This is a genomic window from Campylobacter sp. BCW_6466 (assembly GCF_001762835.1).
Lineage (GTDB): Bacteria > Campylobacterota > Campylobacteria > Campylobacterales > Campylobacteraceae > Campylobacter_D > Campylobacter_D jejuni.
Genome location: NZ_MJXO01000073.1, coordinates 58,150 through 83,750, shown reverse-complemented (window position 1 = coordinate 83,750; position 25,601 = coordinate 58,150). Strand labels below are relative to the sequence as shown.

At 30.5% G+C, this 25,601-nt stretch carries 25 protein-coding genes; 14 read left to right on the top strand and 11 right to left on the bottom strand.

Annotated features, from left to right (window positions below; genetic code table 11):
- Nucleotides 1–4: 4 nt before the first annotated feature.
- Both uvrA and AJ887_RS08590 read right to left on the bottom strand, forming a co-directional pair.
- Nucleotides 5–2,830, bottom strand: a complete 2,826-nt coding sequence (gene uvrA, locus AJ887_RS08595) for an excinuclease ABC subunit UvrA (RefSeq protein WP_002854378.1) — start codon at nucleotides 2,828–2,830, stop codon at nucleotides 5–7.
- 72 nt (nucleotides 2,831–2,902) lie between these two features.
- On the bottom strand, nucleotides 2,903–3,688 hold the full coding sequence (locus AJ887_RS08590; protein ID WP_070239988.1) for a sulfite exporter TauE/SafE family protein: 786 nt from the start codon (nucleotides 3,686–3,688) through the stop codon (nucleotides 2,903–2,905).
- A gap of 122 nt (nucleotides 3,689–3,810) precedes the next feature.
- Here AJ887_RS08590 and AJ887_RS08585 point away from each other — a divergent pair, with 122 nt between their 5' ends.
- The 9 genes from AJ887_RS08585 (at nucleotide 3,811) to AJ887_RS08545 (ending at nucleotide 11,060) form a co-directional block, all read left to right on the top strand.
- Nucleotides 3,811–3,936 (top strand): hypothetical protein, encoded by a 126-nt coding sequence (locus tag AJ887_RS08585; protein ID WP_044778484.1) that lies wholly within the window; start codon nucleotides 3,811–3,813, stop codon nucleotides 3,934–3,936.
- Nucleotides 3,937–4,103: 167 nt separating this feature from the next.
- Nucleotides 4,104–5,354: an anthranilate synthase component I family protein gene (locus AJ887_RS08580; RefSeq protein WP_070285084.1), complete on the top strand. Its 1,251-nt coding sequence runs from the start codon at nucleotides 4,104–4,106 to the stop codon at nucleotides 5,352–5,354.
- Nucleotides 5,351–6,952, top strand: a complete 1,602-nt coding sequence (gene trpD, locus AJ887_RS08575) for an anthranilate phosphoribosyltransferase (protein WP_070239992.1) — start codon at nucleotides 5,351–5,353, stop codon at nucleotides 6,950–6,952. Before AJ887_RS08580 ends, trpD begins: the two co-directional genes overlap by 4 nt.
- Nucleotides 6,939–7,538, top strand: coding sequence for a phosphoribosylanthranilate isomerase (locus AJ887_RS08570; protein WP_044778487.1), 600 nt, complete (start codon nucleotides 6,939–6,941; stop codon nucleotides 7,536–7,538). Before trpD ends, AJ887_RS08570 begins: the two co-directional genes overlap by 14 nt.
- Nucleotides 7,535–8,713 (top strand): tryptophan synthase subunit beta, encoded by a 1,179-nt coding sequence (gene trpB, locus AJ887_RS08565; RefSeq protein ID WP_044778488.1) that lies wholly within the window; start codon nucleotides 7,535–7,537, stop codon nucleotides 8,711–8,713. Before AJ887_RS08570 ends, trpB begins: the two co-directional genes overlap by 4 nt.
- A complete protein-coding gene (gene trpA / locus AJ887_RS08560; RefSeq protein WP_070233655.1) occupies nucleotides 8,706–9,455 on the top strand; it encodes a tryptophan synthase subunit alpha in 750 nt (249 codons plus the stop codon). Before trpB ends, trpA begins: the two co-directional genes overlap by 8 nt.
- A 70-nt stretch (nucleotides 9,456–9,525) precedes the next feature.
- On the top strand, nucleotides 9,526–9,948 hold the full coding sequence (locus tag AJ887_RS08555) for a chemotaxis protein CheX (RefSeq protein ID WP_044780438.1): 423 nt from the start codon (nucleotides 9,526–9,528) through the stop codon (nucleotides 9,946–9,948).
- A complete protein-coding gene (gene fliN / locus AJ887_RS08550) occupies nucleotides 9,948–10,256 on the top strand; it encodes a flagellar motor switch protein FliN (protein ID WP_070239994.1) in 309 nt (102 codons plus the stop codon). The genes AJ887_RS08555 and fliN overlap by 1 nt, the downstream gene beginning before the upstream one ends.
- Entirely contained in the window at nucleotides 10,257–11,060 is an 804-nt protein-coding gene (locus AJ887_RS08545) for a hypothetical protein (RefSeq protein WP_070239996.1), read from the top strand.
- Here AJ887_RS08545 and AJ887_RS08540 read toward each other — a convergent pair.
- From AJ887_RS08540 to plsY, 5 genes are all read right to left on the bottom strand, one after another.
- Entirely contained in the window at nucleotides 11,057–12,517 is a 1,461-nt protein-coding gene (locus tag AJ887_RS08540; RefSeq protein ID WP_052858526.1) for a Ppx/GppA phosphatase family protein, read from the bottom strand. The two genes, AJ887_RS08545 and AJ887_RS08540, sit on opposite strands and share 4 nt — an antisense overlap.
- On the bottom strand, nucleotides 12,517–12,762 hold the full coding sequence (locus AJ887_RS08535) for a YfhL family 4Fe-4S dicluster ferredoxin (protein ID WP_002854647.1): 246 nt from the start codon (nucleotides 12,760–12,762) through the stop codon (nucleotides 12,517–12,519). Before AJ887_RS08535 ends, AJ887_RS08540 begins: the two co-directional genes overlap by 1 nt.
- A 112-nt stretch (nucleotides 12,763–12,874) precedes the next feature.
- A complete protein-coding gene (gene hsrA, locus AJ887_RS08530) occupies nucleotides 12,875–13,546 on the bottom strand; it encodes a homeostatic response regulator transcription factor HsrA (RefSeq protein WP_070239998.1) in 672 nt (223 codons plus the stop codon).
- Nucleotides 13,547–13,624: 78 nt separating this feature from the next.
- Nucleotides 13,625–13,942, bottom strand: a complete 318-nt coding sequence (locus tag AJ887_RS08525) for a dihydroneopterin aldolase (RefSeq protein WP_002857609.1) — start codon at nucleotides 13,940–13,942, stop codon at nucleotides 13,625–13,627.
- Complete coding sequence (plsY, locus tag AJ887_RS08520) at nucleotides 13,927–14,535, bottom strand: glycerol-3-phosphate 1-O-acyltransferase PlsY (RefSeq protein WP_002860289.1); 609 nt, start codon at nucleotides 14,533–14,535, stop codon at nucleotides 13,927–13,929. Before plsY ends, AJ887_RS08525 begins: the two co-directional genes overlap by 16 nt.
- Nucleotides 14,536–14,734: 199 nt before the next feature.
- On the opposite strand from plsY, the gene AJ887_RS08515 reads away from it, so the two are divergent.
- The 4 genes from AJ887_RS08515 to hemJ all read left to right on the top strand — a co-directional run bounded on the left by AJ887_RS08515 (nucleotide 14,735) and on the right by hemJ (nucleotide 18,090).
- Nucleotides 14,735–15,760, top strand: coding sequence for a cytochrome-c peroxidase (locus tag AJ887_RS08515; RefSeq protein ID WP_002857587.1), 1,026 nt, complete (start codon nucleotides 14,735–14,737; stop codon nucleotides 15,758–15,760).
- A 93-nt stretch (nucleotides 15,761–15,853) separates the two neighbouring features.
- A complete protein-coding gene (gene glmM / locus AJ887_RS08510; RefSeq protein ID WP_002888125.1) occupies nucleotides 15,854–17,191 on the top strand; it encodes a phosphoglucosamine mutase in 1,338 nt (445 codons plus the stop codon).
- Nucleotides 17,184–17,654: a signal peptidase II gene (gene lspA / locus AJ887_RS08505; RefSeq protein ID WP_052858530.1), complete on the top strand. Its 471-nt coding sequence runs from the start codon at nucleotides 17,184–17,186 to the stop codon at nucleotides 17,652–17,654. Before glmM ends, lspA begins: the two co-directional genes overlap by 8 nt.
- The gene (hemJ, locus tag AJ887_RS08500; RefSeq protein ID WP_002861126.1) at nucleotides 17,638–18,090 is read left to right on the top strand and encodes a protoporphyrinogen oxidase HemJ; all 453 of its coding nucleotides are present in this window, start codon (nucleotides 17,638–17,640) and stop codon (nucleotides 18,088–18,090) included. Before lspA ends, hemJ begins: the two co-directional genes overlap by 17 nt.
- Here hemJ and AJ887_RS08495 read toward each other — a convergent pair.
- On the bottom strand, nucleotides 18,087–19,433 hold the full coding sequence (locus AJ887_RS08495) for a coproporphyrinogen III oxidase family protein (protein ID WP_070240000.1): 1,347 nt from the start codon (nucleotides 19,431–19,433) through the stop codon (nucleotides 18,087–18,089). The two genes, hemJ and AJ887_RS08495, sit on opposite strands and share 4 nt — an antisense overlap.
- 127 nt (nucleotides 19,434–19,560) lie before the next feature.
- Between AJ887_RS08495 and cmeU the strand changes: the two genes are divergently transcribed.
- Nucleotides 19,561–19,812, top strand: coding sequence for a CmeU family protein (cmeU, locus tag AJ887_RS08490; protein WP_002870770.1), 252 nt, complete (start codon nucleotides 19,561–19,563; stop codon nucleotides 19,810–19,812).
- A 22-nt stretch (nucleotides 19,813–19,834) separates the two neighbouring features.
- On the opposite strand, the gene cmeC is transcribed toward cmeU, so the two are convergent.
- From cmeC to cmeA, 3 genes are read right to left on the bottom strand one after another with little or no spacing between them, the layout of a single operon-like run.
- A complete protein-coding gene (cmeC, locus tag AJ887_RS08485) occupies nucleotides 19,835–21,313 on the bottom strand; it encodes a multidrug efflux transporter outer membrane subunit CmeC (RefSeq protein ID WP_070240002.1) in 1,479 nt (492 codons plus the stop codon).
- Nucleotides 21,306–24,428, bottom strand: a complete 3,123-nt coding sequence (gene cmeB, locus AJ887_RS08480; RefSeq protein WP_079860876.1) for a multidrug efflux RND transporter permease subunit CmeB — start codon at nucleotides 24,426–24,428, stop codon at nucleotides 21,306–21,308. Before cmeB ends, cmeC begins: the two co-directional genes overlap by 8 nt.
- Nucleotides 24,428–25,531 carry a multidrug efflux RND transporter periplasmic adaptor subunit CmeA gene (gene cmeA, locus AJ887_RS08475; RefSeq protein WP_070240006.1) on the bottom strand — a complete coding sequence of 368 codons (1,104 nt, stop codon included), beginning with the start codon at nucleotides 25,529–25,531 and terminating at the stop codon, nucleotides 24,428–24,430. Before cmeA ends, cmeB begins: the two co-directional genes overlap by 1 nt.
- Nucleotides 25,532–25,601: the final 70 nt, after the last annotated feature.

Genomic DNA, 25,601 nt, shown 5'->3' with positions numbered 1-25,601 from the left:
AAAATTATGATTTTTGTGTATTTTTAAGCTCTAAGTCTAGATAATATCCTGTGTAAGAACGGGTTTTTTTGTGTTCTTTAGCGACTTTTTCCACGCTTCCTGTGCTAATAACCTTGCCGCCTTTAACTCCGCCTTCAGGCCCCATATCGATGATATAATCAGCATTTTTAATCACATCTAAATTATGCTCTATCACAAAAACCGAATTTTTAAGATCAACTAAATGTTGTAAAACTAAGATGAGTTTATTAACATCTTCAAAATGCAGTCCTGTTGTAGGCTCATCAAGTATATAAAGGGTTTTTCCTGTATCGCTACGACTTAGTTCTTTGGCAAGTTTGATTCTTTGTGCTTCACCTCCACTTAAGGTGGTGGCATTTTGTCCTAGGGTTAGATAATCTAAGCCCACTTTTACTAGAGTGTCTAATTTTTGTTTGATTTTAGGAACGGCTGTAAAAAATTCACTCGCTTCTAAAACACTCATATTTAAAATTTCACTGATATTTTTGCCTTTATATTTGATTTCTAGCGTGGCATCATTGTAGCGTTTGCCCCCGCAAGTATCACAAACCACCATAACATCAGGTAAAAAATGCATTTCTATTTTGATTTCTCCATCTCCGCTACACTTCTCACATCTTCCCCCTTTTACATTAAAAGAAAAGCGTCCTGCTTTATAACCACGCATTTTAGCTTCTTTAGTGGCGGCAAAAAGATTTCTGATTTCATCCATAGCGCCTGTATAGGTGGCAGGATTTGAACGTGGTGTGCGTCCAATTGGGCTTTGATCAAGATAAATAACTTTATCAAGTTTTTCAAGTCCTTCTATTTGCACCCCACCAAGTTTTTTAACTTTTTTAGCCCGGTTTAATTCCTCTTGTGCAAAAGGAAGTAGGGTTTGAAGTATCAAAGAACTTTTTCCAGAACCTGAAACTCCTGTTATAGCGACTAAATTTTGTAAAGGAAATTTTACGCTTAAATCTTGGATATTGTTAATATTTACATTTTTAAGTTCAAGCCATTCTTTTTGTGCTCTGTTTTGAAGTTGTGAAATTTGTTTTTTCCCATTCATATAAAGTGCAGTTTCGCTTTTGCTTTTTAAAAGTTCTTTATAAGTTCCACTAAATACAACCTCACCTCCAAATTTTCCTGCTTTTGGGCCAATATCCACAATAAAATCTGCTTCTTCTATAGTCATTTTATCATGCTCTACGACAATTAGGGTATTGCCCTTTTGTTGTAAATTTCTTAAAGTTTTAATCAGTTTTGCAGTATCTCTTTCATGAAGTCCTATGCTAGGCTCATCTAAGACATACATCACTCCGCTTAAACCACTGCCAATTTGTGAAGCTATGCGGATTCTTTGTGCTTCACCCCCACTAATCGTTCTTGCATCGCGCCCTAAGGAAAGATAACCTAGCCCCACATCATACAAGAAAAACAATCTTTCGTTGATTTCTTTTAGGATAGGTTTAGAAATAAGTTTTTGTTGCTCGCTTAAATAAGAAAAATTTTTCTCATCTGCAAAAAAGGCCGTACTATCTTCTATGCTCATATCTAAAATTTCACCCAAGCCTTTTTTGGCTACTTTCACGGCTAAACTTTCGGGTTTTAAACGATGCCCACCGCAGTCTTTACAAATTTTTTCACTCATATATTCGGCTAAATCTTTTTCATCTTTTAGCATTTCATAAGCCATTTTAACCACGCCTTCAAAAGTGCGTTTTAGACGATTTCTTTTCCAAAGAAATTCTATAGTTTTGGCATTACCATACAATACAAGGCGTTTTTGTTCTTCGCTTAATTGCATAAAAGGTATTTTGATAGGAATTTCATTTTGTTCGCAAAAGGCGATTAGGAATTTATAATAATAACTTTTGTTAAAACCATACATGATTTTAACAGCACCATTTTCGAGGCTTAAATTTTCATCGATGATTTTTTTCATATCTAAAGTATAACGAATTCCAAGTCCATCACAAGCTTCACATGCTCCTTTTGGAGAATTAAAAGAAAAGCTTAAAGGTTCAAGTGGAACAAAGGAAATTTTACAATCAAAACAAGCTGAATGCTCGCTAAAATGATAGTGTTTATTAAGGTTTATTTCTTCATGATTTAAAACTTCTATTTCTATTTCTCCAAAGCTTTCTTGTAAACCTTTTTCTATATCGCTTGCAAGGCGAGAAAGTAAATCTTCTTGAATTTCAAGTCTATCTATGACAAGTTTAATGGTGTGTTTTTTGGTTTTAGCCAGTTCAATTTCTTCATCAAGTCTTACTAAAACTCCATCGATTTGAGCTCTTACATAGCCTTTGTTGCGTAAATTTTCAAGTAAATCTGCATAAGTTCCTTTTTTTTCTCGTATGAGTGGAGCGTAGATGATGATTTTTGCACCTTTTGGAAATTTTAAAATTTCACTGACTATATCACTTGCACTCATAGATGAGATTTTTTGTCCACATTGATGACAATGTTGAATACCTACTCTTGCATATAAAAGTCTTAGATAATCATAAATTTCAGTGATGGTTCCTACGGTAGAGCGTGGGTTTTTAGAAGTGGTTTTTTGATCTATAGCAATGGCTGGGGTTAAACCTTCGATTTTATCAACATCAGGTTTGCCTACCTTATCTAAAAATTGTCTAGCATAAGCGCTTAAACTTTCTATATAACGGCGTTGTCCTTCAGCATAAAGAGTTCCAAAAGCAAGGGTTGATTTTCCACTCCCACTCAGTCCTGTAAAAACAATGAGTTTGTTTTTGGGAATTTCAAGGTGGATATTTTTTAGGTTATTTTCTCTTGCACCAATGATTTTGATGGTATCGTTCATAGTCTTTCCTAAACATTAAATAAATTTAAGATTTTAGCATAATAATATTAAAAGAACTTGGATAAATCCAAGTTAAAAATTTATAAGATTTAGCTTATTAAGTAAAGAGTGGGTGGTTCCAAGTATTGATAAGGCATATACGCAAAGTAAAATTTTTCTATGAGCTGAAATATGCATTTTTTCTATGATTTTAATTCCTATAAAAACTCCAACCATAGAAGCTATACCTACTAGTATTCCTTTATGAATAACTTCAGAGTCTATAACTCCAGAATTTGAAAAAGATATAATACCAGAGACTGAAGCAAAAATAACAAAAAACAAGGATAAAGAAACAACTTTTTTACTATCATAGCCTAAAAAATAAGCTAAAATCGGAGCAATTAAAAGTCCACCACCAATTCCCAAAGAAATAGCAAAAATACCAGTAAAAGCTCCAGCAATAAATAAAATGACATTCTTTACCCAAACGCTTCTTTGATTTTGCACAATGTTTTCTTTAATTCCAAAAGCATATTTGATAAAAAATATACAACTTACCGCCAAAAATACGCTAGTAAGAGCTACATCGCTTAAAGCTTTTAAAAGCATTCCGCTAAAGCTTGCCCCTATGAGCCCTCCAAAACCTATCATAATACCATCTTTAAGATTTAGATTTTTTTTCTTATAATTAATATAAGAGCCAAAAACTGCTGCAAAAATCATTTGCAATACTGAAATTCCGATAGCATGGTGAGCACTTGCTCCAAGTGCGAACATAGAAGGAATGATAATCATACCTCCACCAATGCCAAAAAGTCCAGAAGCAATACCTGAAATGATTCCTATGATTAGATAAGGTAAATCTGTGATTTCCATAGCTTTTCCTAAAAAATATTAAATATTTCAAATACGGAATAATTTTATCTTATTAAGCTAAGTATTATCTTAGTTTTTTATAAAAATAGAATATTTTTTTGGTAACTTTAAGCATCGTAAAAATGTTTCAAAATATTATAAAATATAAAGATTTTATAATATTTATTTTAAATTTAAAGCAAATTTTATATTTATTGATTAAAATTAATTTAGACTTTAAAAATTTTCATAAAAGTCTTAATTTTTGAAATATTTTATAAGAAAGGTAAAAGATGAGTGAAAATGGTTTTTTTAGTAGTTCTTTGATTTTAAAACTTACACATACTCTTCGCTCTTGGCGTTTCTAAACTTCTTTTTATCTAAATTTTTTCTTTAATGTTATTTTAATTTATTTTAATTTTTAAAAAGGTTTATTATGTTTGTTAAAAATGTAAATTTTTATTACAGACAAATCCTTGAAAAATTTGAAAATTCTTATTTTGCAGAGGATTTGACTAAGGTAATTATAGGGATTGATTGTGATTATTTAGATGCTAATGAATTATCCTTTAGCGAGTTTAAGGTAAAATATTATGAAGCTTTAAGCAAGAATAAAATTTGCGATTTTGCTGGATTTTTTGGAGTTTTTAGTGCAAATTTTGTATCTTTGTTTGAAAAAATTCCACTTTCTTCTAAGAAAAATTATGATTTTCCTTTATTTTTATTCGCCAATGCTAAAGCTTATTTGATTTATGAGAAAAATAGTAAGATATTTTTTAAATTTGGCGCTTCAAAATATTTTGAATATTTAAAAGATGATATTGAGCCAATAAAAACGAAGCAAAAAAATGATTTTGAAATTTTAAACTCTTTAGAAGATGAAAAAAATGATTTTTTAAAAATGTGTGAAAAAGCTAAAGAATATCTTTTAAGTGGAGATATTTTTCAAGTGGTCTTAAGTAAGCAACTTTGTATCAAGCATCAAGTAAATGCTTTTGATTATTATGAGAGTTTAAGTGTTTTAAATCCAAGCGCTTATATGTTTTATTTTCCAAGTAAATATGGTGTTGTTTTGGGTTCTTCTCCAGAGTTTTTATTAAAAATTAAAAAAAGAGAGATTTATTTAGCCCCTATTGCTGGAACTAGAAATTTGGAAAATAACTGCGATCTTTTGGCTTTAGAAAAAGATCTTTTAAGTGATGAAAAAGAACTTAGTGAACATAAGATGCTTGTAGATTTAGCAAGAAATGATGCTTCTAAATTTGGCACTCAAACAAGGGTGGAAAATCTTTTTTCTATTATTAAAAATAAATTTGTCATGCATATAGTGAGTGAAGTGTATGCCAATATGAAAGAAGATGCGAGTATTTTCGATGTGATTGAAGCAGTTTTTCCAGCGGGAACTTTAAGTGGAGCTCCTAAAATAAGAGCTTTAGAGATCATTAGTGAGCTTGAAGATTGTGATCGTGGAGTTTATGGTGGTGCGGTAGGATTTTTAAATTTCAATGAAGATATAACTTTAGCGATTTTAATCCGTTGCGCTTTTTTTACTCAAGATAAGGCTTATTTGGCAAGTGGGGCGGGTATTGTTTTGCAAAGTGAGAGTCAAAAAGAATATGCAGAAATTTGTGCTAAACGCAAGGCACTTTTGGTAGCTTTTGAAAAATTAAAAAAGGAAAATCAATGATACTTTTAATTGATAATTATGATTCTTTTGTTTTTAATGTTAAAAGCATGTTAGAACAACTCAGCAATGATGAAATTTTAGTAAGAAGAAATGATGAAATTTCTCTGAGTGAAATTAAAAATTTAAATCCTACTCATATTATTTTAAGCCCTGGTCCAAAACATCCCAGTCAAAGTGGGATTTGTCTTGAAATTTTTAAAGCAAGGCTTAATATCCCTGTTTTGGGCATTTGCTTAGGACATCAAGCTTTAGCTTTAGCTTTTGATTCTTTAGTGGTTAAGATGCAAGAGCCTATGCATGCAAAAAATTCTTTGATAAAACAGTGCAGGGAAAATGAATTATTTTCTAATTTACCTTTAAATTTTAGCGTGATGCGTTATCATTCTTTAGAGGTTAAACAGCTTGGTGATGAGCTTGAAATTTTAGCCCTTGATGAAAAGGGTGTGATTATGGCTTTGGGACATAAAAATTTACCTTATTATGGTGTGCAATTTCACCCTGAAAGCTATTTTAGTGAATATGGCTTACAGCTTTTTTCTAATTTTTTAAAACAAGATATAAAAAAATCACAAAAACAAGAAAATCCTTTAAGTTTTTATTTGCAAAAAATGAGTGAAAATCATTTTTTACAAAGCGATGATTTTGAGCAAATTTGTAAGATTATTATGTCTAAAGATTATGAAATTTTGCAAGTGGCGGCTTTATTGATTTTAATCACTGAAAAGTCTTTAAATGAAAAATCTTTAAGTGCTTTTGTAAGGCAAATTTTAAGATATTCTCAAACTTTTAGTGATGAGAGTGAGATGATTGATATTTGTGGAACAGGTGGAGATGGTTTTAAAAGTATCAATGTTTCTACGACTAGTGCTTTTATTTTAGCAGCTTTAGGAGTAAAAGTAGCTAAACACGGAAATCGTGCCATTTCAAGTTCTAGTGGAAGTACAGATGTGTTAGAAGCTTTAAATATAACTACTCCAAACACTTTAGAATCAGCTTTAAAACAACTAAACAATCAAGGGCTTAGTTTTTTACATGCTCCATTTTTCCATCCTTTAGTAGGAGAACTTAAAGAGATCAGATCAAGGCTTGGAGTAAGAACGGTTTTTAATGTTTTAGGTCCTTTATTGCACCCTAATTTAAAGTTAAAATATCAACTTATGGGAAATTATCACGCACCTGTGCATAGGCTTTTGATAGAGGTTTTAAAAAATTTAGGACGCAAAAAAGCTTTAGTGGTAAGAGGAAATGATGGTATGGATGAGCTTAGTATTTGCGATGAAAGTAAAATTTATGAGCTTTGTGAAGGAGAAATTTTAGAGTATTCTATCTGTCCTGAACAATTTGGTTTTAAAAGAGCTTTTCATAGTGAAATCATAGGATCTAGTGCATATGAAAACGCTAAGGATTTAAAAGATATTTTAAGTGGTAAAATGCAAGGGGCAAAATTTGATTTAGTAGTTTTAAATGCTATGTTTGCACTTTATACAGCCAATAAAGCAAGTTCGCCTTTAGTGGCTAAAGATATGATTTTAGAAGCCATTTATTCAGGTAAAGTTATAGAGTATTTTAAGGAGTATCAAGCTTATGCTAAAGCTTAAAATTTGTGGCATTAAAGATGAAAAAAATGCTAAAGATTTAGCTTTTTTAAATATTGATTTTTTTGGACTTATTTTTGCTAAAAGTCCAAGAAGAGTGAGTTTAGAACAAGCAAGAAATTTAAGTGCAATTTTTCATGAAAAAGATAAAAAAGTTGTCGGTGTTTTTGTAGATGAAAATTTGGAACAAATTTTAAGATGTATTCAAGAAGTTAAGCTTGATGGAGTACAAATTTATCGCACTATTACCAAAGAAGAATTTGAAATTTTAAAGGTACAAAATGTTTTTGTATGGCAGGTGATAAGTGTGGAAGATAGTTTAGATTTAAAAAGTGAAATTTTTGCTGATTTAGTGCTTTTTGATGCTAAGGGAATTTTAAAGGGCGGTAATGGAATAAGTTTTAATTGGACTTTATTAAGTTCTTATACTAAAGATTTTGTATTAGCTGGAGGCATAGGTTTAGATAATATTCATAAGGCTGTAAAAACAGGAGCTAAAATTTTAGATCTTAATTCGAAATTTGAAGATGAAAAAGGCTTAAAAGATATCAATAAAATAAAACAAATTTTAAAGGAGTTGAAAAAATGAAAAAAGCGTATTATGGGGATTTTGGTGGGCAGTTTTTGCCTGAAAGTGCAATGTTTGCTTTAAATGAGCTAGAAGGTGCTTTTTTGAAATTTTCTAAAGATAAACTCTTTAAAAAAGAATTAAACGAGCTTTTAAAAACTTATGTAGGCCGTCCTACTCCACTTTATTTTGCTAGAAATTTAAGCAAAAAATATCAGCATGAAATTTATTTAAAACGCGAGGATTTAAATCATACTGGAGCACATAAAATCAATAATGCTATCGCTCAAGCCCTTTTAGCAAAAAAAATGGGAAAGAAAAAAATCATAGCAGAAACAGGAGCAGGTCAACACGGACTTGCAACAGCCACTGCAGCAGCACTTTTAGGACTTGAATGTGAAATTTATATGGGGGCAATCGATGTGCAAAGACAGGCTTTAAATGTTTATAAAATGGAGCTTTTGGGTGCTAAAATTCATGCAGTACAAAGTGGGCTTAAAACTCTAAAAGAAGCTACTACTGCAGCTATTCAAGCTTGGGTTGGGGATATTAAAAATATTTTTTATGTGGTTGGAAGCGCGGTAGGTCCTTATCCTTATCCTAAAATAGTAACGCATTTTCAAAGCATTATAGGAAAAGAATGCAAAATGCAACTTCAAAAACTCAATAAAAAAGTAGATTATATTATTGCAGCTGTTGGGGGTGGAAGCAATGCAGCAGGAATATTTTATGATTTTATCAAAGATGAAAATGTTAAACTTATAGGTATTGAAGCAGGGGGGCTTGGCATTGATACGCCTTATCATGCAGCGACTTTAAATAAGGGAAAAACAGGCATTATTCACGGTATGAAAACCAAGGTTTTACAAGATGATTTAGGCAATATCTTGCCTGTACATAGTGTTTCTGCAGGGCTTGATTATCCAGGAATTGGTCCTTTGCATGCTTTTTTATTTGAAAGCAAAAGAGCGCAATATCATGCTATAAGTGATGAAGAATGTATGCAGGCTTTAAAATTACTTTGTAAAGAAGAAGGTATTATTGCAGCGATTGAAAGTTCGCATGCTTTGGCATTTTTAGAAAAACTTTGTCCAACTTTAAAAAAGAAAAGCGTGATAGTAGTAAATCTTTCAGGTAGGGGAGATAAAGATATGCAAATGATTAGAGATTATAAAAAAGGGGTGATTTATGGTTGATTTTAGAAAATTTTATAAAGAAAATGCAAATGTGGCTTATACGGTTTTAGGTTATCCAAATCTTCAAACAAGTGAAGCTTTTTTGCAAAGATTGGATCAAAGCCCTATTGATATTTTAGAACTTGGTGTTGCTTATAGTGATCCTATTGCCGATGGTGAGATTATTGCAGATGCGGCAAAAATAGCTCTTGATCAAGGTGTAGATATTTACAATGTTTTTGAGCTTTTAGCTAGGGTAAAAACTAAAAAAGCTTTGGTTTTTATGGTTTATTATAATTTAATTTTTTCTTATGGTTTGGAAAAATTTGTGAAAAAAGCAAAATCTTTAGGGATTTGTGCTTTGATTATACCTGAATTAAGTTTTGAAGAAAGTGATGATTTAATTAAAGAGTGTGAAAAATATAATATAGCTTTAATTACACTTGTAAGTGTTACAACCCCTAAAGAAAGGGTTAAAAAGTTAGTAAAACATGCTAAAGGTTTTATTTATTTATTAGCAAGCATAGGTATTACAGGTACTAAAAGTGTCGAAGAAGCAGTCTTACAAGATAAAGTAAAAGAAATCAGATCTTTTACAAATTTGCCTATTTTTGTAGGTTTTGGCATTCAAAATAATCAAGATGTAAAAAGAATGAGAAAAGTTGCTGATGGAGTGATTGTGGGAACTAGCATAGTAAAGTGTTTTAAACAAGGAAATTTGGATATAATAATGAAAGATATTGAAGAAATTTTCAAAAAATAAAATTTTAAAACATATTTTTATTTTATATTTACTATAATTTTAAATTAAGTTTTTTATAAAGGTGGTAGCTATGTTAAAGATTCTTGAGTATTCCATCACTCATTTTTGCGAGCATATCTTAAGACTTCGCATTGAAGCAGCTCAAGATATAAGCGGTGAACTTTATGGAGCGAGTATTTCTATCATGGGCAAAAGCGAAGGAGAAAGTAATTTTTATTTATTTTTTCCAAAAGAATTTTTAAAAAAAATTGCAGAAATTTTAATTAATGATGAAAAATTTAAAGAAGATGACTGGTGCGATTTAACTAAAGAATGTGCCAATCAGATTATAGGTTATGCTAAAAATTTGTTAAATGATGCCAAGGGTGATGACGAGTATAAACTCGGAATTCCGGAATATTTAGGAAAAGTTGATTTTTCTGAAATAGTTCTAGATGAAGCTTTAACTTATAAATTTGAAAATTGTTATTTTAGAATAGGATATTGCAAATAATGAGCGATGATATAGAGTTTAACATTCATCATGGGCTTTTACAATCTTATGAAGATATCTTAGATATTACAGTAGATTTTGTAAGCGAGCTTGGAACTACAAATATGAGTGTAGCGGAGCTTTTAAAACTTGAAGTAGGTTCGGTTATTGATCTTGAAAAGCCTGCTGGAGAAAGCGTTGAGCTTTATATCAATAAAAGAATTTTTGGCAAAGGCGAGGTTATGGTTTATGAAAAAAATCTCGCTATAAGAATTAATGAAATTTTGGATTCTAAGACTGTGTTTCAATACTTTAAAAAAGAAATTTAAATGAGATTACTAGTATTATTTTTTTTAATTTTACCTTTATATAGTGTTGAGTTGATTAGTTATAATATCTACGATAGAAATGACCGAGTAGATTTAATGCTTTCTTTTGATAATGCTTATAATGGCAAGATTTCTCAAAAAAAAGAAAAAAATTTAACTCTTTTAACTTTTAGTGATTTAACGTATTCTAAAGATGAATTAAAAGAACTTAACTCTCAGCTTGTAGATAAAATTAGTATTAGTTCTAAAAATAATAATACCTATATTATGCTACAAAACAAACAAAATATTAATTTAGAACTTAGCTCTATCAATGATAAATTTGGAGTAAGAATACGAGCTATAGAGCAAGGGAAAGCAAATATCGAATCTGTAGCATCACCTATAACTACTGCGAATAATTCTCAAGAATTAATGCCTAAACCAAAAAGTACAAGTTTAGAATGGTATGATTATACAAATTATATCTTAGTAATGTTGATTTTAGTTATTTTGTTAATAGTGCTTTGGTGGTTTAAAAAGACTATGGTTTATAAAAATAACAATGTTTCTAGAGATTTTACTATGATTTTCCAAAGATTTTTGGATAAAAATAATCAACTTGTTGTTTTTGATCACGCCAACAAACGTTATACAATGATAATAGGTAATTCCAATGTACTTTTAGAAAGTGTTGAAATTCCAGAGGAACAAATAATAAAACATACAGAAAAAACAGAGAAAAATTTTGATTCTTTTTTTGAAGAGAATAAAAAAAGAATTCAAAATCTTATAGAGCAGCGTCAAAAAGGTAAAAAATCTTAAATTTTTTGATTGATTGCTAATGCTATGGTAGCTGGTTTTGCAATTTTTTTGAGCTCATCTTTGGGTAAATTAAGAATTTTGTTTTCTTGATATATATAAAGAGTATTGTTTGCAAAAGCAAAATCAATCTTATCTTCATTTGTGCTTAAAGTTTTAGCTAAGCACAAAATAAAATTAAGCCATGAAATGGTATGAATATTGGGTAAAAGTTGTTTATAGGGTTCAAGATTATAAGGATTAACTTTTTTTCCATTAAGCTTAATAATGCTAGCAATTAAAGCTTTTTCTTTATGCGAAAATCCATAATTTAATCCACCTAGTACAAAATGAGCAGAGTGTTCATTAGCAAAATAGAAATTTAAATATTCTCCAATATGGCATAATTTAGCAGCATTTAGTAAAGTATGTTTGTAGTTATCGTTAAGTCTATGAAGATTTTTAAGGGCTGTAAAAATTTGGAGAGCAAAATGTGGAGTTTTATTTTTTTGTTTTGATTGTAAAAATTTATCTTGTAAACATTTTAAACTAGGATTGAAATTTGATGGAAATGTGATTTTAGGACGAAGCAAATCTTGTAAATAAACTCCTTCTCTGATTCCAACTCCACTCGTGATAACTTGTTTGGCTTTTATTTTTTCCGCAATCTTTAAAAAAATAAATATACCTTCTTTAATGGTATCAAAACGATCCTTTTTTATGCCAAAATTGATTAAAGAGTCTAAGTTTGAATTAAAAATTTTTAAAATATGTCCTTTTTCTTCATCTAGCATATAGCGAAAATCATGTAAATTTTTCAGTGGATAGGAATTTTTTTGCATGATGGAATTAGATATTGCTCTTAAGCTTCCACCTATTGCAATAAGGTTTTGATTGCAAAATTCTTTAGGAATTTGTTCTAAAATTGGTTTTATAAATTCTTCTAAAGAATCCATTTTTCCAGTATCATAGAATAATTCTTTTAGCCTAACAGTGCCAATATCAAGAGATATGCAAGAAATAATTCTATTATTTTTTATTAAACACAATTCACTAGAACCACCACCTATGTCTAAAGTGGTTCCATCCTTAAAAGGACTTAATAAATTTAAAGCCGCAAGACCACCTAAGTAGCTTTCGCTTTTTCCATCTATACAGCGTATATTTAAAGACAGATTATCTTTGATTCTCTTAATGAAATTTTTTGAATTTGGGGCATCTCTTAAGGCTGATGTGCCTACTATAAATATTTTTTTGCATTTATGCTTTAAAGCGCATTGTTTGAAAAAAGCTAAAGCATCTTCAGCTCTTTGCATGGCTTCTTCTTGGAGAATTTTGCCATTATTATAAGCATTTTCTCCAAGTCTTACTTTGCGTTTGTATTCGCAAGTTGTATAAAAACCATATCTAGAAGTTTTTTCAAAAATCACCATTCTAATGGAGTTTGAGCCAAGATCAACAACGGCTGTTTTTTTTGCCATTAAAATTCTCTATCTCTATGTTTGAGTTTTAATTCTTCTATAGTTTCTACATTATCAGGATCAGGAATGATACATTCATATGGGCAAGCAACAATACAGGCAGGCTCTGAAAAATCATTAACGCACTCTGAACAAAGATCAGGGTCTATTACATAAATTGGACTATTTTCATAAATAGCTTCATCAGGACATTCTTCTCTGCAAGCATCACAACATACGCAGTCTTTTGTAATTAAAAGAGACATCATAACCTTTCAAAAATTTAAAAAATAATTTTAGTTTATACAATAACCAAACTTAAATAAAATATAAAAATAGAAATAAAGATAAATTTTTTGCACCGAAGGTGCAAAATTGTTAAGATTTTTTAGGGAAGCAGAAACGGTATCCTCTACGACGAACTGTTTCTATGGTAGATATATTTAATGGTTTATCCATTTTTTGACGAATTTGATTGATAGCTACTTCGATAACATTTGGAGTTACTAGCTCAGGTTCTTCCCAGATGGCATCTAAAAGTTGTTCTTTGGATACAATTTGATCCGAATGTCTTGCTAAGTGCGTTAAAACTTCAAAAGGTTTTCCTTTAAGTTCTATATCTTGACCTTTATAAGTAATTTTTTCCTCATCTGGATCAATAACTAAGTCTTCAATTTTAATAACATTGGTTCCGCCAAGTCTTAGTCTTGCTTCAATTCTTGCGAGTAGAATATCAAAATCTAAAGGTTTTTTAACAAAATCATCAGCTCCAGCTTTCAAAGCTTTGATTTCTGTTTCTTTGTCTGTTTTTGAAGACATAATCATAACTGAAGTTCTTGGAGATTTATGTTTAATAGTGTTAACAAGTTCCACTCCATCTCCATCAGGTAAAGTCCAGTTTGCTAAAACTAAATCATAATGTCTAATGCCGATAAAGTATTCTCCATCTTTAAAATTTTCAGAAGAATCGGTTTGATAACCAAATTCATTAAGATTGTCTATAATTGTTTTATTTAGGCTAATCTCATCTTCTATAACTAAAATTCTCATTTGTTCTATCCTTATTAAGAAAAATTTAAAGAATTATATCATAGCTTAAGTAAATGTTTAGATATCTTTAAAAAAAAATTAATATTTTTTTTTCAATTTAACCCCAACTGTAGCATTTTTTATTATATGGGGTTTGAAAATTTTTATGTTAAGATTGGTTAAATTAGGAAAATCTTTTTTTAAATTTAAGCTTACAAAGTCTAAAGACTCTTCAAGGGTGTAAAATTCTTCTTTTTTATACCATTTTTTAATTTTGGTAATTACCTCTGCATAATTTAAAAATTCATTTGCTTTAGCTTTAAGCTTGATAATAATTTTTTGTTTTTTCCTTCTTTCGAAATCTAATATACCGATGATACACTTAAAGTGAAATTTTATTTTTATATGACTTTGCATTCTTCTTTAAAAATCAATCTTTTAATATTAGGTAGATGTTTATATACTATAATAAAAGCGATAATGAAAACGGGTGCATGCGTATGAATTTCTAAGTCATAATTAAATATAAAAGAACTTATAACAAAAGCAAGTAACGCTGCTAAAGAAGCTAGCGAAGATATTTTAAAAATTTTTCCAATAACTACCCACACAATAAATGCTGTAAGCACTTCCAATGGAAGTAAAACTATCATAGCGCCTGCTCCTGTTGCTATGCCTTTCCCTCCTTCAAATAACAAGTAAATTGAAAAACAGTGTCCAAAAATAGCCAAAACTGCCACGCTCCAAAGCAAAGCTTGATCATAATGAAGAAATTTCAAGATTAGTAAAGGAATAGCTGCTTTTGCAAAATCTAAAATTATTGTAGCAATGGCAAGTTTTTTTGCTAGTTTGGGATTTTTTTCTTTTACTACTCTTAAAACATTGGTTGCTCCTATACTTTTTGAACCTTCTTTTTTGATATCAGTTTTAGCAAAAAATTTAGCTAGGATTAGCCCAAAAGGGATTGAACCTAAAAGATATATAAAAGCGTAAATTATTAAATTTTCCATAATATCCTTTTCAAATCATCTTAAAATTTTAAGATTTATAACTAAAAATTATATCTTATGAAAATAAATAAACAAAAAATAATTTTTAAGATAAAAATAGTATTAATTAATTGTAAATATTTTTTAATAATATTTATTTTTATTTAAGCTCTAAATGATTATTATTTTATTTTAATTTATCTTTAATAGGAGTTTATAAATGAAAGTAAAATCATTGCTAATCGCATCCTTAGTTGCTTTTTCAAGCTTAAATGCTGCAAGTCTTATAGATGAAGCTAAAAATTCAGGTCTTGTTGCCTTACCAAAAGATCAAAAAGGCGTTGATGAAATTTTAAAACAAAATGGAGTAAAGGCTAGTGAATTTACTCTTGAAAAAGCAGAGCTTGGCAAAAAGCTCTATTTTGAACCACGCCTTTCAAAAAGTGGTATCATTTCTTGTAATACCTGTCATAATGTAGGACTTGGTGGAACAGATGGAATCAGTACTGCAATAGGTCATAAATGGACAGCAAATCCTCATCATTTAAATTCACCAACAGTTTATAATGCAGTTTTAAATAATACTCAATTTTGGGATGGTCGTGCAGGAACATTAGCCGATCAAGCTAAAGGTCCAATCCAAGCTGATCCTGAAATGGCAACTCCTGCTAAACTTGCAGTAGAAAAAATTTCATCTTTGCCTGAATATGTGAGTGAGTTTAAAAAAATCTATGGTAAAAGCGGTGTAAATTTTGACAATATTGCTGATGCAATTGCAAATTTTGAAAGAACTTTGATCACTCCATCTCGTTTTGATAAATTTTTAGAAGGCGATGAAAAAGCTTTAACAAAAGAAGAACAAAAAGGCTTAAAGCTTTTTATAGATAAAGGTTGTGTAGCTTGTCATAATGGTGTGAATTTAGGTGGCAATATGCAAGCGTTTGAAGTTGCTGGTAAATATAAATTTGCAAATTTAGGTGATTTTAAAGGTGATGCAAATGGCATGGTAAAAACTCCAACTTTAAGAAATGTTGCTGAAACTGCTCCATATTTTCATAATGGTGCGATTTGGAATTTAAAAGATGCTATTAAGGAAATGGGTAGTGTGCAACTTGGCATTAAAATTTCTGATAAAGAAGCAAAAAGTATTGAAACTTTCTTAAAATCTTTAACAGGAACAAAACCAGCAATTGTTTATCCACAACTTCCTATTTCTACTGAAAAAACTCCTAAACCTGAACTATAAGGTTCCAAACAAGCTCTAATTTTAGAGCTTGTTTAAATTTCTTTATCTTAGCTTTGTTATAATTGTCTTTAAATTTTGCTAGAAAGGTTTGCAATGAAACTTTTTGGAACTGATGGAGTTCGTGGAAAAGCGGGTGAATTTTTAGATAGTTTTTTGGCTATGCGTTTAGCAATGGCTGCGGGTATTTATTTTAAAGATAAAAGTATTACTAATAATATCTTAGTAGGAAAAGATACAAGAAGAAGCGGCTATATGATAGAAAATGCTATTGTTTCAGGGCTTACTTCTATAGGATATAATGTTATACAAATTGGTCCTATGCCAACTCCTGCGATTGCATTCTTAACTGAAGATATGCGTTGTGATGCAGGGATTATGATTTCAGCTTCTCACAATCCTTATTATGATAATGGTATTAAATTTTTTGATGCTCATGGAAACAAACTCAGTGAAGATATAGAGAAAAAAATAGAAGAAATTTATTTTGATGATAAGCTTATACAAGCCTCTAAGGTAGATATGGAGAAAATTGGTCAAGCGAAAAGAATTGATGATGTTATAGGAAGGTATATTGTTTCTATTAAAAATTCTTTTCCAAAAGATCTTACTTTAAAGTCTTTGCGTGTGGTTTTAGATGTGGCTCATGGGGCAGCTTATAAGGTAGCACCTACTGTTTTTAAGGAATTAGGTGCTGAAGTTATAGTAATGAGCGATAAACCTAATGGACTTAATATCAATGAAAATTGTGGAGCTTTACATCCTGCAAATTTAGCTGCTGAGGTAAAGCGTTTGCGTGCAGATTTGGGCTTTGCTTTTGATGGTGATGCAGATCGTTTGGTGGTTGTAGATGAAAAAGGCGAAGTGGCTAATGGGGATAGTTTATTGGGCGTATTGGCACTTTATCTTAAAGAACAAGGTAAATTACAATCAAGTGTTGTAGCTACTATAATGAGTAATGGTGCTTTAAAAGAGTTTTTAAATAAACATGGTATAGAACTTGATACTTGTAATGTGGGCGATAAATATGTGCTTGAAAAACTAAAAGCCAATGGTGGAAATTTTGGTGGAGAACAAAGTGGGCATATTATTTTTAGCGATTATGCAAAAACTGGAGATGGTTTGATAGCCGCCTTGCAATTTAGTGCTTTAATGCTTTCTAAGAAAAAATCTGCAAGTTCTATTTTGGGTCAAGTTAAACCTTATCCTCAGCTTTTAACCAATCTTAAAATTGCAGAAAAAAAAGATTTAGATAAAATTAAAGGTTTAAAAGAATTAAAAAAAGATTTAGAAAATAAAAATATTAATACCTTATTTCGCTATTCTGGAACAGAAAATTTGATAAGACTTTTACTAGAAGCCAGAGATATTAAGCTCTTAGAAAAAGAAATGAAAAATGTTGTGGAGTTTTTTAAGAAAGCTTTAAATGGCTAAAACTTTTAAATTTATTTTTTATTTTTGGGGTGCCTTTGTTTTGGTTTTTACTCTTGATCAATGGGTAAAATCCTTAACTTTAGCAGGACTTAGATGGCAGAGTGAATACTTAGATTTAACTTATGCTCTAAATACAGGCGTAGCTTTTTCAATGTTGAGTTTTTTAGAACATAATTTAAAATATTTACATCTTGTTTTAATTGGCGTGCTTTTTATTTATCTTTTTTGGCAAAAAACACTTTTAAAAACTCATAGTATAGCTTTTGGAATGATGCTTGGTGCTGGTGTTTCAAATTTATTGGATCGTTTTATACATGGAGGTGTAGTGGATATGTTTTTTTGGCATAAATGGTTTAATTTTGCTATTTTTAATGTTGCAGATGTCATGATAAATATAAGTGTGGCTTTGATTTTAATACAAGAAATATTTAAAAAAAGGAAAAAAGATGACAGAATGGATTAATGATTATTATTTTTGGATTAAATGGGTGCATTATTTGGCATTTGTTTCTTGGATGGCGGGTCTTTTTTATTTACCTCGTCTTTTTGTGTATCATGCTGAACATAAAGACAATAAAGGTTTTGTCGAGATTGTAAAAATTCAAGAAAGAAAACTTTATTTTTATATACAAACTCCTGCAATGATTGTGACTTTAATCACAGGAAGTTTAATGTTGCATGCTCATAAGGAAGTTTTAATGGTAGGTTCGGGTTTTATGCATGTTAAACTTACCTGTGTTACACTTTTGATTATTTTCCATATACATAATTATTATTGTTTAAAAGCTTTAGCAAATGATACTTCTGCTAAAAGTGGGAAATATTTTAGAATTTATAATGAATTCCCAACTATAATGTTTATTATTATCGCTTTAATGATGGTTGTTCGCCCCTTTTAGTTTGTCTCCGCTTTAAATTCCATACTAGCGGAGTTAAGCGGATCAATATTTTCTTTCATGATATCGATATAATCTTTATTTTTAAGACGCTTATCATCTCTAAATACTGCACGCACAAGATCCATTCCTGTGTAAAAATCTTTCATTAAAACCACAAAAAGATATTGACCAAATTCAGTTGCGATTAAAGCATTTTGATCTTTTATGATGGCACCACTTGTTTTAAGTCCTAAAAGTTCTATGAAAAGTTCTTTTTCGAGGTTGCAATTTAGAGTTTTATTAAATTTATCAATTTCTATTTTCCCTGAAAAAATTTCAGTTAAAAAGACATATTTGATAATTTCTTTTTTATCAAAACAAGCTTTGGCTATATTAGCATTTTGTTTTTCTTGTATAAATTTAGCATAATCATTTAGATTAAATGCATTAATTAAAAGCTCTCCATCTAAAAAGCTAAAAGCCCCACTGCCCACTCCTAGGTATTCATGATGAGAACTGACATATTCGTCATTAAGCTTGTTTTTTTCTAAAGAAAAACTCCAACCATTGTTTTGGGTATAGTCTTTAAAAAATTCGCGTATGATTTGATAATAAGTAAATTCATTATCTTTAATGCTCACTCCTAGACTTTTAGCGATATTATCTTTGGTAAGATTTGATTTCATTAAAGGATAGGTTGTGATTTGTTGCGGGGCTAAATTTTTAGCAATTCCTAAGTCATTTAAAAGTTGTTTTTCGCTTTGTCCTGGAAGATTGAAAATAAGATCTATACTAAAAATAGGTAAAATTCCTAAAGCTTTTGAAATTTTTTCTTGAAGTTCTTTAGATGAACCAAATTTATTATATCTTGCCACTTTTTTTAAAGTTTCATCATCAAAACTTTGAATTCCGCAACTTAAACGATCAATTATACCTTTAAACATAGAAAGCTTATTTGGATCAATATGATTTGGATCACTTTCGCATGAAATTTCTTTTATATTAAATAATTTTTTACAAAGTTCTAAGGTTTTTAATAATTCCTCTTCGTTAATCAGTGTTGTACCACCACCCACATACATGGAAGTAAAATCAAAACCTTTATCTTTCATGATTTTAATTTCTTCTCTAAGATTTTGAAAATACACTTTGGCTAAATTTTCATCATAATAATATTTATGAAAGCTACAATAAGGACAAAAAGTATGGCAAAAAGGTACATGGGCATAAAGCATATAGCTTTTGTCTTGTTTTGGAATTTTTTCTTTGGGTTGTTTTAAAAGTTCGACATTGAAACCTTTTTGGAGGGATTTTTCCATCATAGTATGAGAGTATTTTAAAGCTAAATTTTGAAATAAATTCATAAGTGGCCTATATATTAAAATATTTAATATATAACTTTATCAATTTTTAGCTAAAATAGGAGTAAATTTTTTATTTCTTAAATAAAAAATGGGATTAAGTTTTTAAATTATTTAAAAAGGATATAAAATGGATAAAGCCAAAATTGTTCAAAATTTAAATGTTTTGTTTAAACAAAGAGCAAAGTTTTACTCTTATTTTGATGAAAATATTGCCAAAATCAATAATACTGAAGTATTTGATTTTAAGAATGCTAAAAATTTAAATCCAGAAGAGGTATATAGGCAATTTTATCATTTTGATTATGCTATAAGAAAATTATTGCCTGCTATTTACAAGGCTTATGAAATTACAGATGCAGATTTAGACAAAGATTTTTAATTTATTTAGAGAATAGAATAAACTATTCTCTAAAAGACATATCTAAATTTTTTGATTCTTCTTTTATATTTTTACTCATATCTTCGCTTTGCTCAAATCCTCCACCAAATGCTTTGATTACATCTACTATGGAATTAGCATAAGAATATTTAGTATTATTAAAAGCAACCGCAGCATTAAGCCAATTTTGACGTGACTCTAAATAATCTTGCAAAGACATTTCTCCTATATCATAGCGTTCTTTAGCAATTTCATAGATTCTTTTGTAAGATTGTTCGCTTGCTTGTGCATTATCGTATTGTAAGCGTATAGTTTTTCTAGCTACTAAAGCATAGCGAATTTCTCCAAAAGCAGTAATCAAGGTATTTTGATAATTTACAAAAGCTTCATCTTTACTAAGCTTGGCTAAATTTACATTTTGGTAAATTTCACCCCAATGAAAAATAGGCAGAGCAAAGTTTCCACCTATATTCCAAGTTTTAGAACCTCCTTTAACCAAGGTATCTAAATCTCCGCTTTCAAATCCCAATAATCCTGTTAAAGAAAGGCTAGGCAAGAAAGCCGTGCGAGCAACTCCAACAAGATAATTTTGCTGAGTTAATTTTTCTAAAGAAGAGCCAATATCTGGACGTTGAAGCAAGATGGTACTTGAAATTCCAGTTGGAATGTCAAATTCTTTAAGATTAAAAACTTGATAGCTTTGATTTTTGTAAAGTATGTCATTTAAATCATTTGAAGTTAAAATTTTTAAAGCTTTAAGGTAATTTTCTTTATTTAATTTTGCTTCATTGCATTGCAAAGCCATACTTTCTAAGTTGGCTCTTGCTTGAGCAAGTTCATATTCACCTACAGCACCAACTTGAAATTTTTCATCATTAATCCTATAAATTTCTTTTGCAGATTCATAAGCTTCTTTAAGAGCATTTTCATTTTCATAAGCATTTACAAGATTAAAATAAGTTTGAACTGTATTTGAAATAACAGAAAGTCTTGCAGCTTCATAATCATACTCACTTGCTTTAAAGCCTGATTTTGAGGCGCGATATGTATCGCGATATTTTCCCCAAAGATCGATTTCATAGCTTAAATTAAGCCCCATTTTAAAATCATTACCGTAACTTACTTCCCCGGTTCGATTGCTTGGAGCATTTATAGCTGTTTTTGCACGACTACCGCTTGCGCTACTATCAAATTTTGGCAACAAACTGCTAAAATCTATACCTAATTGAGCAGCAGCTTGTTCCATGTGTATGAAGGCAAGTTTTAAATCATTATTATTTTTAAGTGCTAAATCAACCACTTTATTTAAATTTTCATCATCAAAATCTTTCCACCAATTTTTTGTGATAGAGCTATTGTTTTCTTTTTCCCAGGATAAGGCTCCAAGCTTATTATCAATGCTATAGTTTGCTTCGGGAATATTTAAATTTGGACTTAAAGAGCAAGCTGAAATCAAAAGAGTAAAACTTGCTATAGCGCTAATTGAAATTATTTTATTCATGAACCTTACCTCTTTTTTTATCTAGCCATTCATTAAAATTTTCTAAAAGATAGAAAAATAAAGGCACAAAGAATATCGCTAAAGTTGATGCTGCGATCATTCCACCAATTAGCCCTGTTCCTAAAGAGTGTCTTGAAGCACTTCCTGCTCCTGTTGCGAAAATCATTGGCAAGACCCCAAAAGTAAATGCCAAAGAAGTCATTATGATAGGACGAAAACGAAGTTTTGCTGCTGCAACAGCTGCTTCAAAAACTCCTTTGCCTTTTTTAAAGCGCTCTTCCATTGCAAATTCTACGATCAAGATAGCATTTTTAGCTGAAAGTCCAATCAAGAGCAAAAGTCCTGTTTGAAAATATATATCATTGCTAAATCCTCTTAAATATACCAATAAAAATGATCCAAATACCGCAAAAGGCACAGCTGTTACAACTGCTAAAGGTATAAGCCATCTTTCATATTGGGCAGCTAGAATTAAGAAGACAAATATCATCCCTAAAGCAAAAGCATAGCTTGCTGTTCCTTTGCTAGAAACTTCTTGATAGGCTGATCCACTCCAAGCTATGGAATAATCATCCCCTAAAGTTTCTTTTGCTACTTGAGCAATCGCTTCTATAGCTTGACCTGAAGTATAACCTGGTGCGGGTTGACCTTGAACTTGTGCCGCTGGGAAAAGGTTGAATCGTTTTACATCATCAGGCCCTGAACTTCTTTGTAAAGTTAAGAAAGAATCAAGTGGTATCATTTTTCCATCGTTTGATCTTACAAAAATATTTTTTAATGCATCTTGTGTGTTTCTAAAATCACCTTTTGCACGGATATTTACTTGGAAGTTTTTGCCTAACATAGAAAAATCATTAACATAATAAGTGCCTATAGTTGCATTCATTGTATTAAAAACATCTTGCATGTTAAGATTGTAGTGTTTTAATTTATCTCTATCAATTATAAGCTTGTATTGAGGGAAAGTTGTATCAAGGGTTGTTCTTACTCTTGATAGCTCTTTTCTTTGGTTGGCTACAGCAACAAGTTTATTTACATCTTTTTGTATTTCATCATAACTTTTTCCACTTTTGTTTTGAACATACATTTCAAAGCCACCTGTGATACTTAATCCAGGTATAGGAGGTAGACCTATAAATATACTTGAAGCGTTGCGATCAAAAGCAAATTTTTTATTAAGTTCCATGGCGATTTCATCAGCACTCACATTTCTATCTTTCCAATCTTGCAAGCCTATAAACATTGCAGCAGCGTTTTCTTTTAATGAGCTTGTAAAAAGATCAAATCCTATCATAGCCATTGCATCTTTAATTCCATTGGTTTTTAAAACTTCTTGACTTATATGATCAACTTCTGAGATTGTTCTATGAAGTGCTGAAGCCGAAGGAAGATTAATAATGCCAATCATCAAACCTTGATCTTCTTCAGGAACTAAAGAGCTTGGTACAGCTTTATAAAGATAAAAAATTGCCCCAAGCATAATACAAAAAATTAAAATAAAGCGAATGGTTCTTTTTAAAATATATGCTACTCCTGTGCTAAATACAGAAGTACTCCAATCAAAAAAATCATTAAATTTCTTTACAAATTTAAATGGCTCTCCTTCATTACGTCGTAAAAATAGTGCGCATAAAGAAGGTGTTAAAGTAAGAGCAACAAAGCCTGATATGGCTACAGATATTGCTAAGGTAAGGGCAAATTGTCTTTGAATTTCTCCAACAAAACCTGATATAAAAGAAACGGGTATAAAAACAGCACAAAGTACAAGAACAATTGAAATAACCGGAGAGCTAACTTCTTGCATCGCTTGGATAGCAGCATCTTTTACGCTTATTTGTTCATTTTCGTGTAAAATCCTATCGATATTTTCCACAACTATAATCGCATCATCTACAACAATCCCTATAGCTAAAATCAAGGCAAAAAGCGTAAGCAAGTTAATACTAAAGCCTAAAACATAAAGTCCAGCAAAAGTTCCTAATAATGAAACAGGTACAGCTATCATAGGAATAAGTGTTGCACGGAAATTCTTTAAGAACATATACATAACAATGATAACTAAAATTAGAGCTTCAACAAAAGTTTTAATTACTTCTTTGATTGATTCTATCACAAATTTTGTTGTGTCGTAAGGAATTTTATATGTTAAACCTTTTGGGAAATTTTTTGAAAGTTCTTGCATTTTAGCCTGGACAAGTTCTGCTGTATGCAATGCGTTTGCCCCTGATTGAAGATTGATTATAATCGGAACTGCATCATTGCCATTTAATCGTCCTTGTGAGCTGTATTGTTGTGATCCTATTTCTACATCAGCTATATCTTTAAGTCTTAAAAATGATCCATCATCATTTGTTCTTAAAATAATATTTTCAAATTCGCTAGGATTTTGTAGTCTTCCTTGCATAGTGATTGAATAAACATAAGGGGATTTTTGAGTTACGGGCTCTTCGCCAATTTTACCAGTTGCGTATTGAGCATTTTGGTCATTAACCGCAGAAATTACATCAGTAGCTGTGATTCCAAATTTATTTAATAAATCAGGTTTTAGCCAAATTCTTAAAGAATAATTACGATTTCCTATAGCGTTTGCATCCCCAACTCCCGGAACTCTTTTTAACTCATCTAAAACATTTAAAGCGATGTAGTTGTATACATCCACTGCACTCATTGAACCATCATTTGAATACATAGAAATTGCAGCAAGTGTTGCTGAAGAAGTTTTTCTAACAGTTACTCCAAGTTTTTTAACTGCATCTGGCATTTTTGCAGTTGCAGCTGAAATTCTATTATTAACATCTATAGTGGCTTGATCGGGATCTGTGCCGATATCAAAATAGACAGTCAAACTCATAGTTCCTGAAGAACTTGAAGTTGAATCCATATAAATCATATTATCTGCACCATTGATTGCATCTTCGATAGGACTTGCAACCGTTGAAGCAATGGTTTGTGCATCAGCTCCTGTGTAAGTTGCGCTTACCTTAACCGTAGGAGGAGTTAAAGAAGGATATTGTTCTATGGGTAAATTTGTAAGACCGATGACTCCAGCTAAAGAAATGATAATTGCAACAACTGAAGCAAAAACAGGTCTTTCGATAAAAAATTTAGAAAACATTATTGTGCTCCAATTTCTTTAACTTCGCTACCAACTTGAATTTTTTTAAAGTTATCTAAAATGATTTTATCGCCATTTTGCAATCCTTTGTCAATGATAGCGTATTCATTGTTTTGGTAGCTTATATGTACAGAAGATTTTTCTACTTTTCCATTTTTAACAAGAAGAACATAAACATCATTTTGATCTTGTTTAATAGCTATTTGAGGCACTTTAAAGCCATTTTTTTGTATAAAACCTTCTGAAGTAATTGTTGCAAAAGCACCCGGTAAAAGTGTTGAGTTGTTGTTATCAAATACAGCTTTGGCTTTTACTGTTCCACTATTAGCATCTATAACGGAATCAATAAAATAAAGTTTGCCTTGAACGGTTTCTCCATTAAGATTTAAATTTGCATGAATGCTGTCTAAATCCCATTTTCCGCTTTGAGTATTGCGGACTAAATTTAGTTTATCTGTATCTGAAATAAAGAAATCTGCGTAAATAGGATTTAAATTTGTAACTCTAGCTAGTTCAGTTGTTGAAGCACTTACATAATCCCCTATATTAACTAAAGCATCTCCTATAGTACCATCAAAAGGAGCTTTTATTTCGGTATGATCTAGATCAATTCTTGCATTTGCAAGTTGTGCTCTAGCAGTTGTTAGACTAGCTTTTGCATTATTAAATGTAGCAAGAGAAGAGTCGTATTCTTTTTGAGAGATTGCATTTTTGCTAAAAAGAGCCTTGGAACGATTAAAATCCTTGCTCGCGTTTTCAAAAGTTGCCTTAGCCATTAAAGCTTGTCCGTAAGCTGAATCAACGCTAGCTTTAAATTTATCTTGCTCTACAATAAATAATGTCTGTCCTTTTTTTACCTTATCTCCAGCCTTAAAAAGTTTATTTACTATTACGCCACTAACTTGAGGTTTTATAATAACATCATAATCACTGACAAGTTTAGCAGGATAAGTAAAACTAAGTGGCAAATCTTCAGATTTAGCACTCATTGTTGTTACAGGTTGAGGCGGCATTTGTATTTTTGGTGCTTCTTCTTTGCTACAAGCAGTGAGTAAAAGCACAACACTTAAAGCTAAAATAGTATTGTTTTGAAATAATTTCATGGTTTTGCCTTGAAAAATTAAATTAAAAATTGTAATATTTATTACAAAAATTTTTGGCTAATTATATCTT

Bases quoted from the DNA above. Each gene is read 5' to 3' on its own strand.
- AJ887_RS08515 (WP_002857587.1), top strand. From the start codon at position 14,735: ATGAAAGTAAAATCATTGCTAATCGCATCCTTAGTTGCTTTTTCAAGC.
- AJ887_RS08545 (WP_070239996.1), top strand. From the start codon at position 10,257: ATGAGATTACTAGTATTATTTTTTTTAATTTTACCTTTATATAGTGTT.
- hemJ (WP_002861126.1), top strand. From the start codon at position 17,638: ATGACAGAATGGATTAATGATTATTATTTTTGGATTAAATGGGTGCAT.
- glmM (WP_002888125.1), top strand. From the start codon at position 15,854: ATGAAACTTTTTGGAACTGATGGAGTTCGTGGAAAAGCGGGTGAATTT.
- cmeA (WP_070240006.1), bottom strand. From the start codon at position 25,531: ATGAAATTATTTCAAAACAATACTATTTTAGCTTTAAGTGTTGTGCTT.
- cmeU (WP_002870770.1), top strand. From the start codon at position 19,561: ATGGATAAAGCCAAAATTGTTCAAAATTTAAATGTTTTGTTTAAACAA.
- AJ887_RS08590 (WP_070239988.1), bottom strand. From the start codon at position 3,688: ATGGAAATCACAGATTTACCTTATCTAATCATAGGAATCATTTCAGGT.
- AJ887_RS08535 (WP_002854647.1), bottom strand. From the start codon at position 12,762: ATGTCTCTTTTAATTACAAAAGACTGCGTATGTTGTGATGCTTGCAGA.
- lspA (WP_052858530.1), top strand. From the start codon at position 17,184: ATGGCTAAAACTTTTAAATTTATTTTTTATTTTTGGGGTGCCTTTGTT.
- uvrA (WP_002854378.1), bottom strand. From the start codon at position 2,830: ATGAACGATACCATCAAAATCATTGGTGCAAGAGAAAATAACCTAAAA.
- AJ887_RS08495 (WP_070240000.1), bottom strand. From the start codon at position 19,433: ATGAATTTATTTCAAAATTTAGCTTTAAAATACTCTCATACTATGATG.
- hsrA (WP_070239998.1), bottom strand. From the start codon at position 13,546: ATGAGAATTTTAGTTATAGAAGATGAGATTAGCCTAAATAAAACAATT.
- AJ887_RS08570 (WP_044778487.1), top strand. From the start codon at position 6,939: ATGCTAAAGCTTAAAATTTGTGGCATTAAAGATGAAAAAAATGCTAAA.
- AJ887_RS08555 (WP_044780438.1), top strand. From the start codon at position 9,526: ATGTTAAAGATTCTTGAGTATTCCATCACTCATTTTTGCGAGCATATC.
- cmeB (WP_079860876.1), bottom strand. From the start codon at position 24,428: ATGTTTTCTAAATTTTTTATCGAAAGACCTGTTTTTGCTTCAGTTGTT.
- cmeC (WP_070240002.1), bottom strand. From the start codon at position 21,313: ATGAATAAAATAATTTCAATTAGCGCTATAGCAAGTTTTACTCTTTTG.
- AJ887_RS08525 (WP_002857609.1), bottom strand. From the start codon at position 13,942: ATGCAAAGTCATATAAAAATAAAATTTCACTTTAAGTGTATCATCGGT.
- trpD (WP_070239992.1), top strand. From the start codon at position 5,351: ATGATACTTTTAATTGATAATTATGATTCTTTTGTTTTTAATGTTAAA.
- trpA (WP_070233655.1), top strand. From the start codon at position 8,706: ATGGTTGATTTTAGAAAATTTTATAAAGAAAATGCAAATGTGGCTTAT.
- trpB (WP_044778488.1), top strand. From the start codon at position 7,535: ATGAAAAAAGCGTATTATGGGGATTTTGGTGGGCAGTTTTTGCCTGAA.
- AJ887_RS08585 (WP_044778484.1), top strand. From the start codon at position 3,811: ATGTTTCAAAATATTATAAAATATAAAGATTTTATAATATTTATTTTA.
- plsY (WP_002860289.1), bottom strand. From the start codon at position 14,535: ATGGAAAATTTAATAATTTACGCTTTTATATATCTTTTAGGTTCAATC.
- fliN (WP_070239994.1), top strand. From the start codon at position 9,948: ATGAGCGATGATATAGAGTTTAACATTCATCATGGGCTTTTACAATCT.
- AJ887_RS08580 (WP_070285084.1), top strand. From the start codon at position 4,104: ATGTTTGTTAAAAATGTAAATTTTTATTACAGACAAATCCTTGAAAAA.
- AJ887_RS08540 (WP_052858526.1), bottom strand. From the start codon at position 12,517: ATGGCAAAAAAAACAGCCGTTGTTGATCTTGGCTCAAACTCCATTAGA.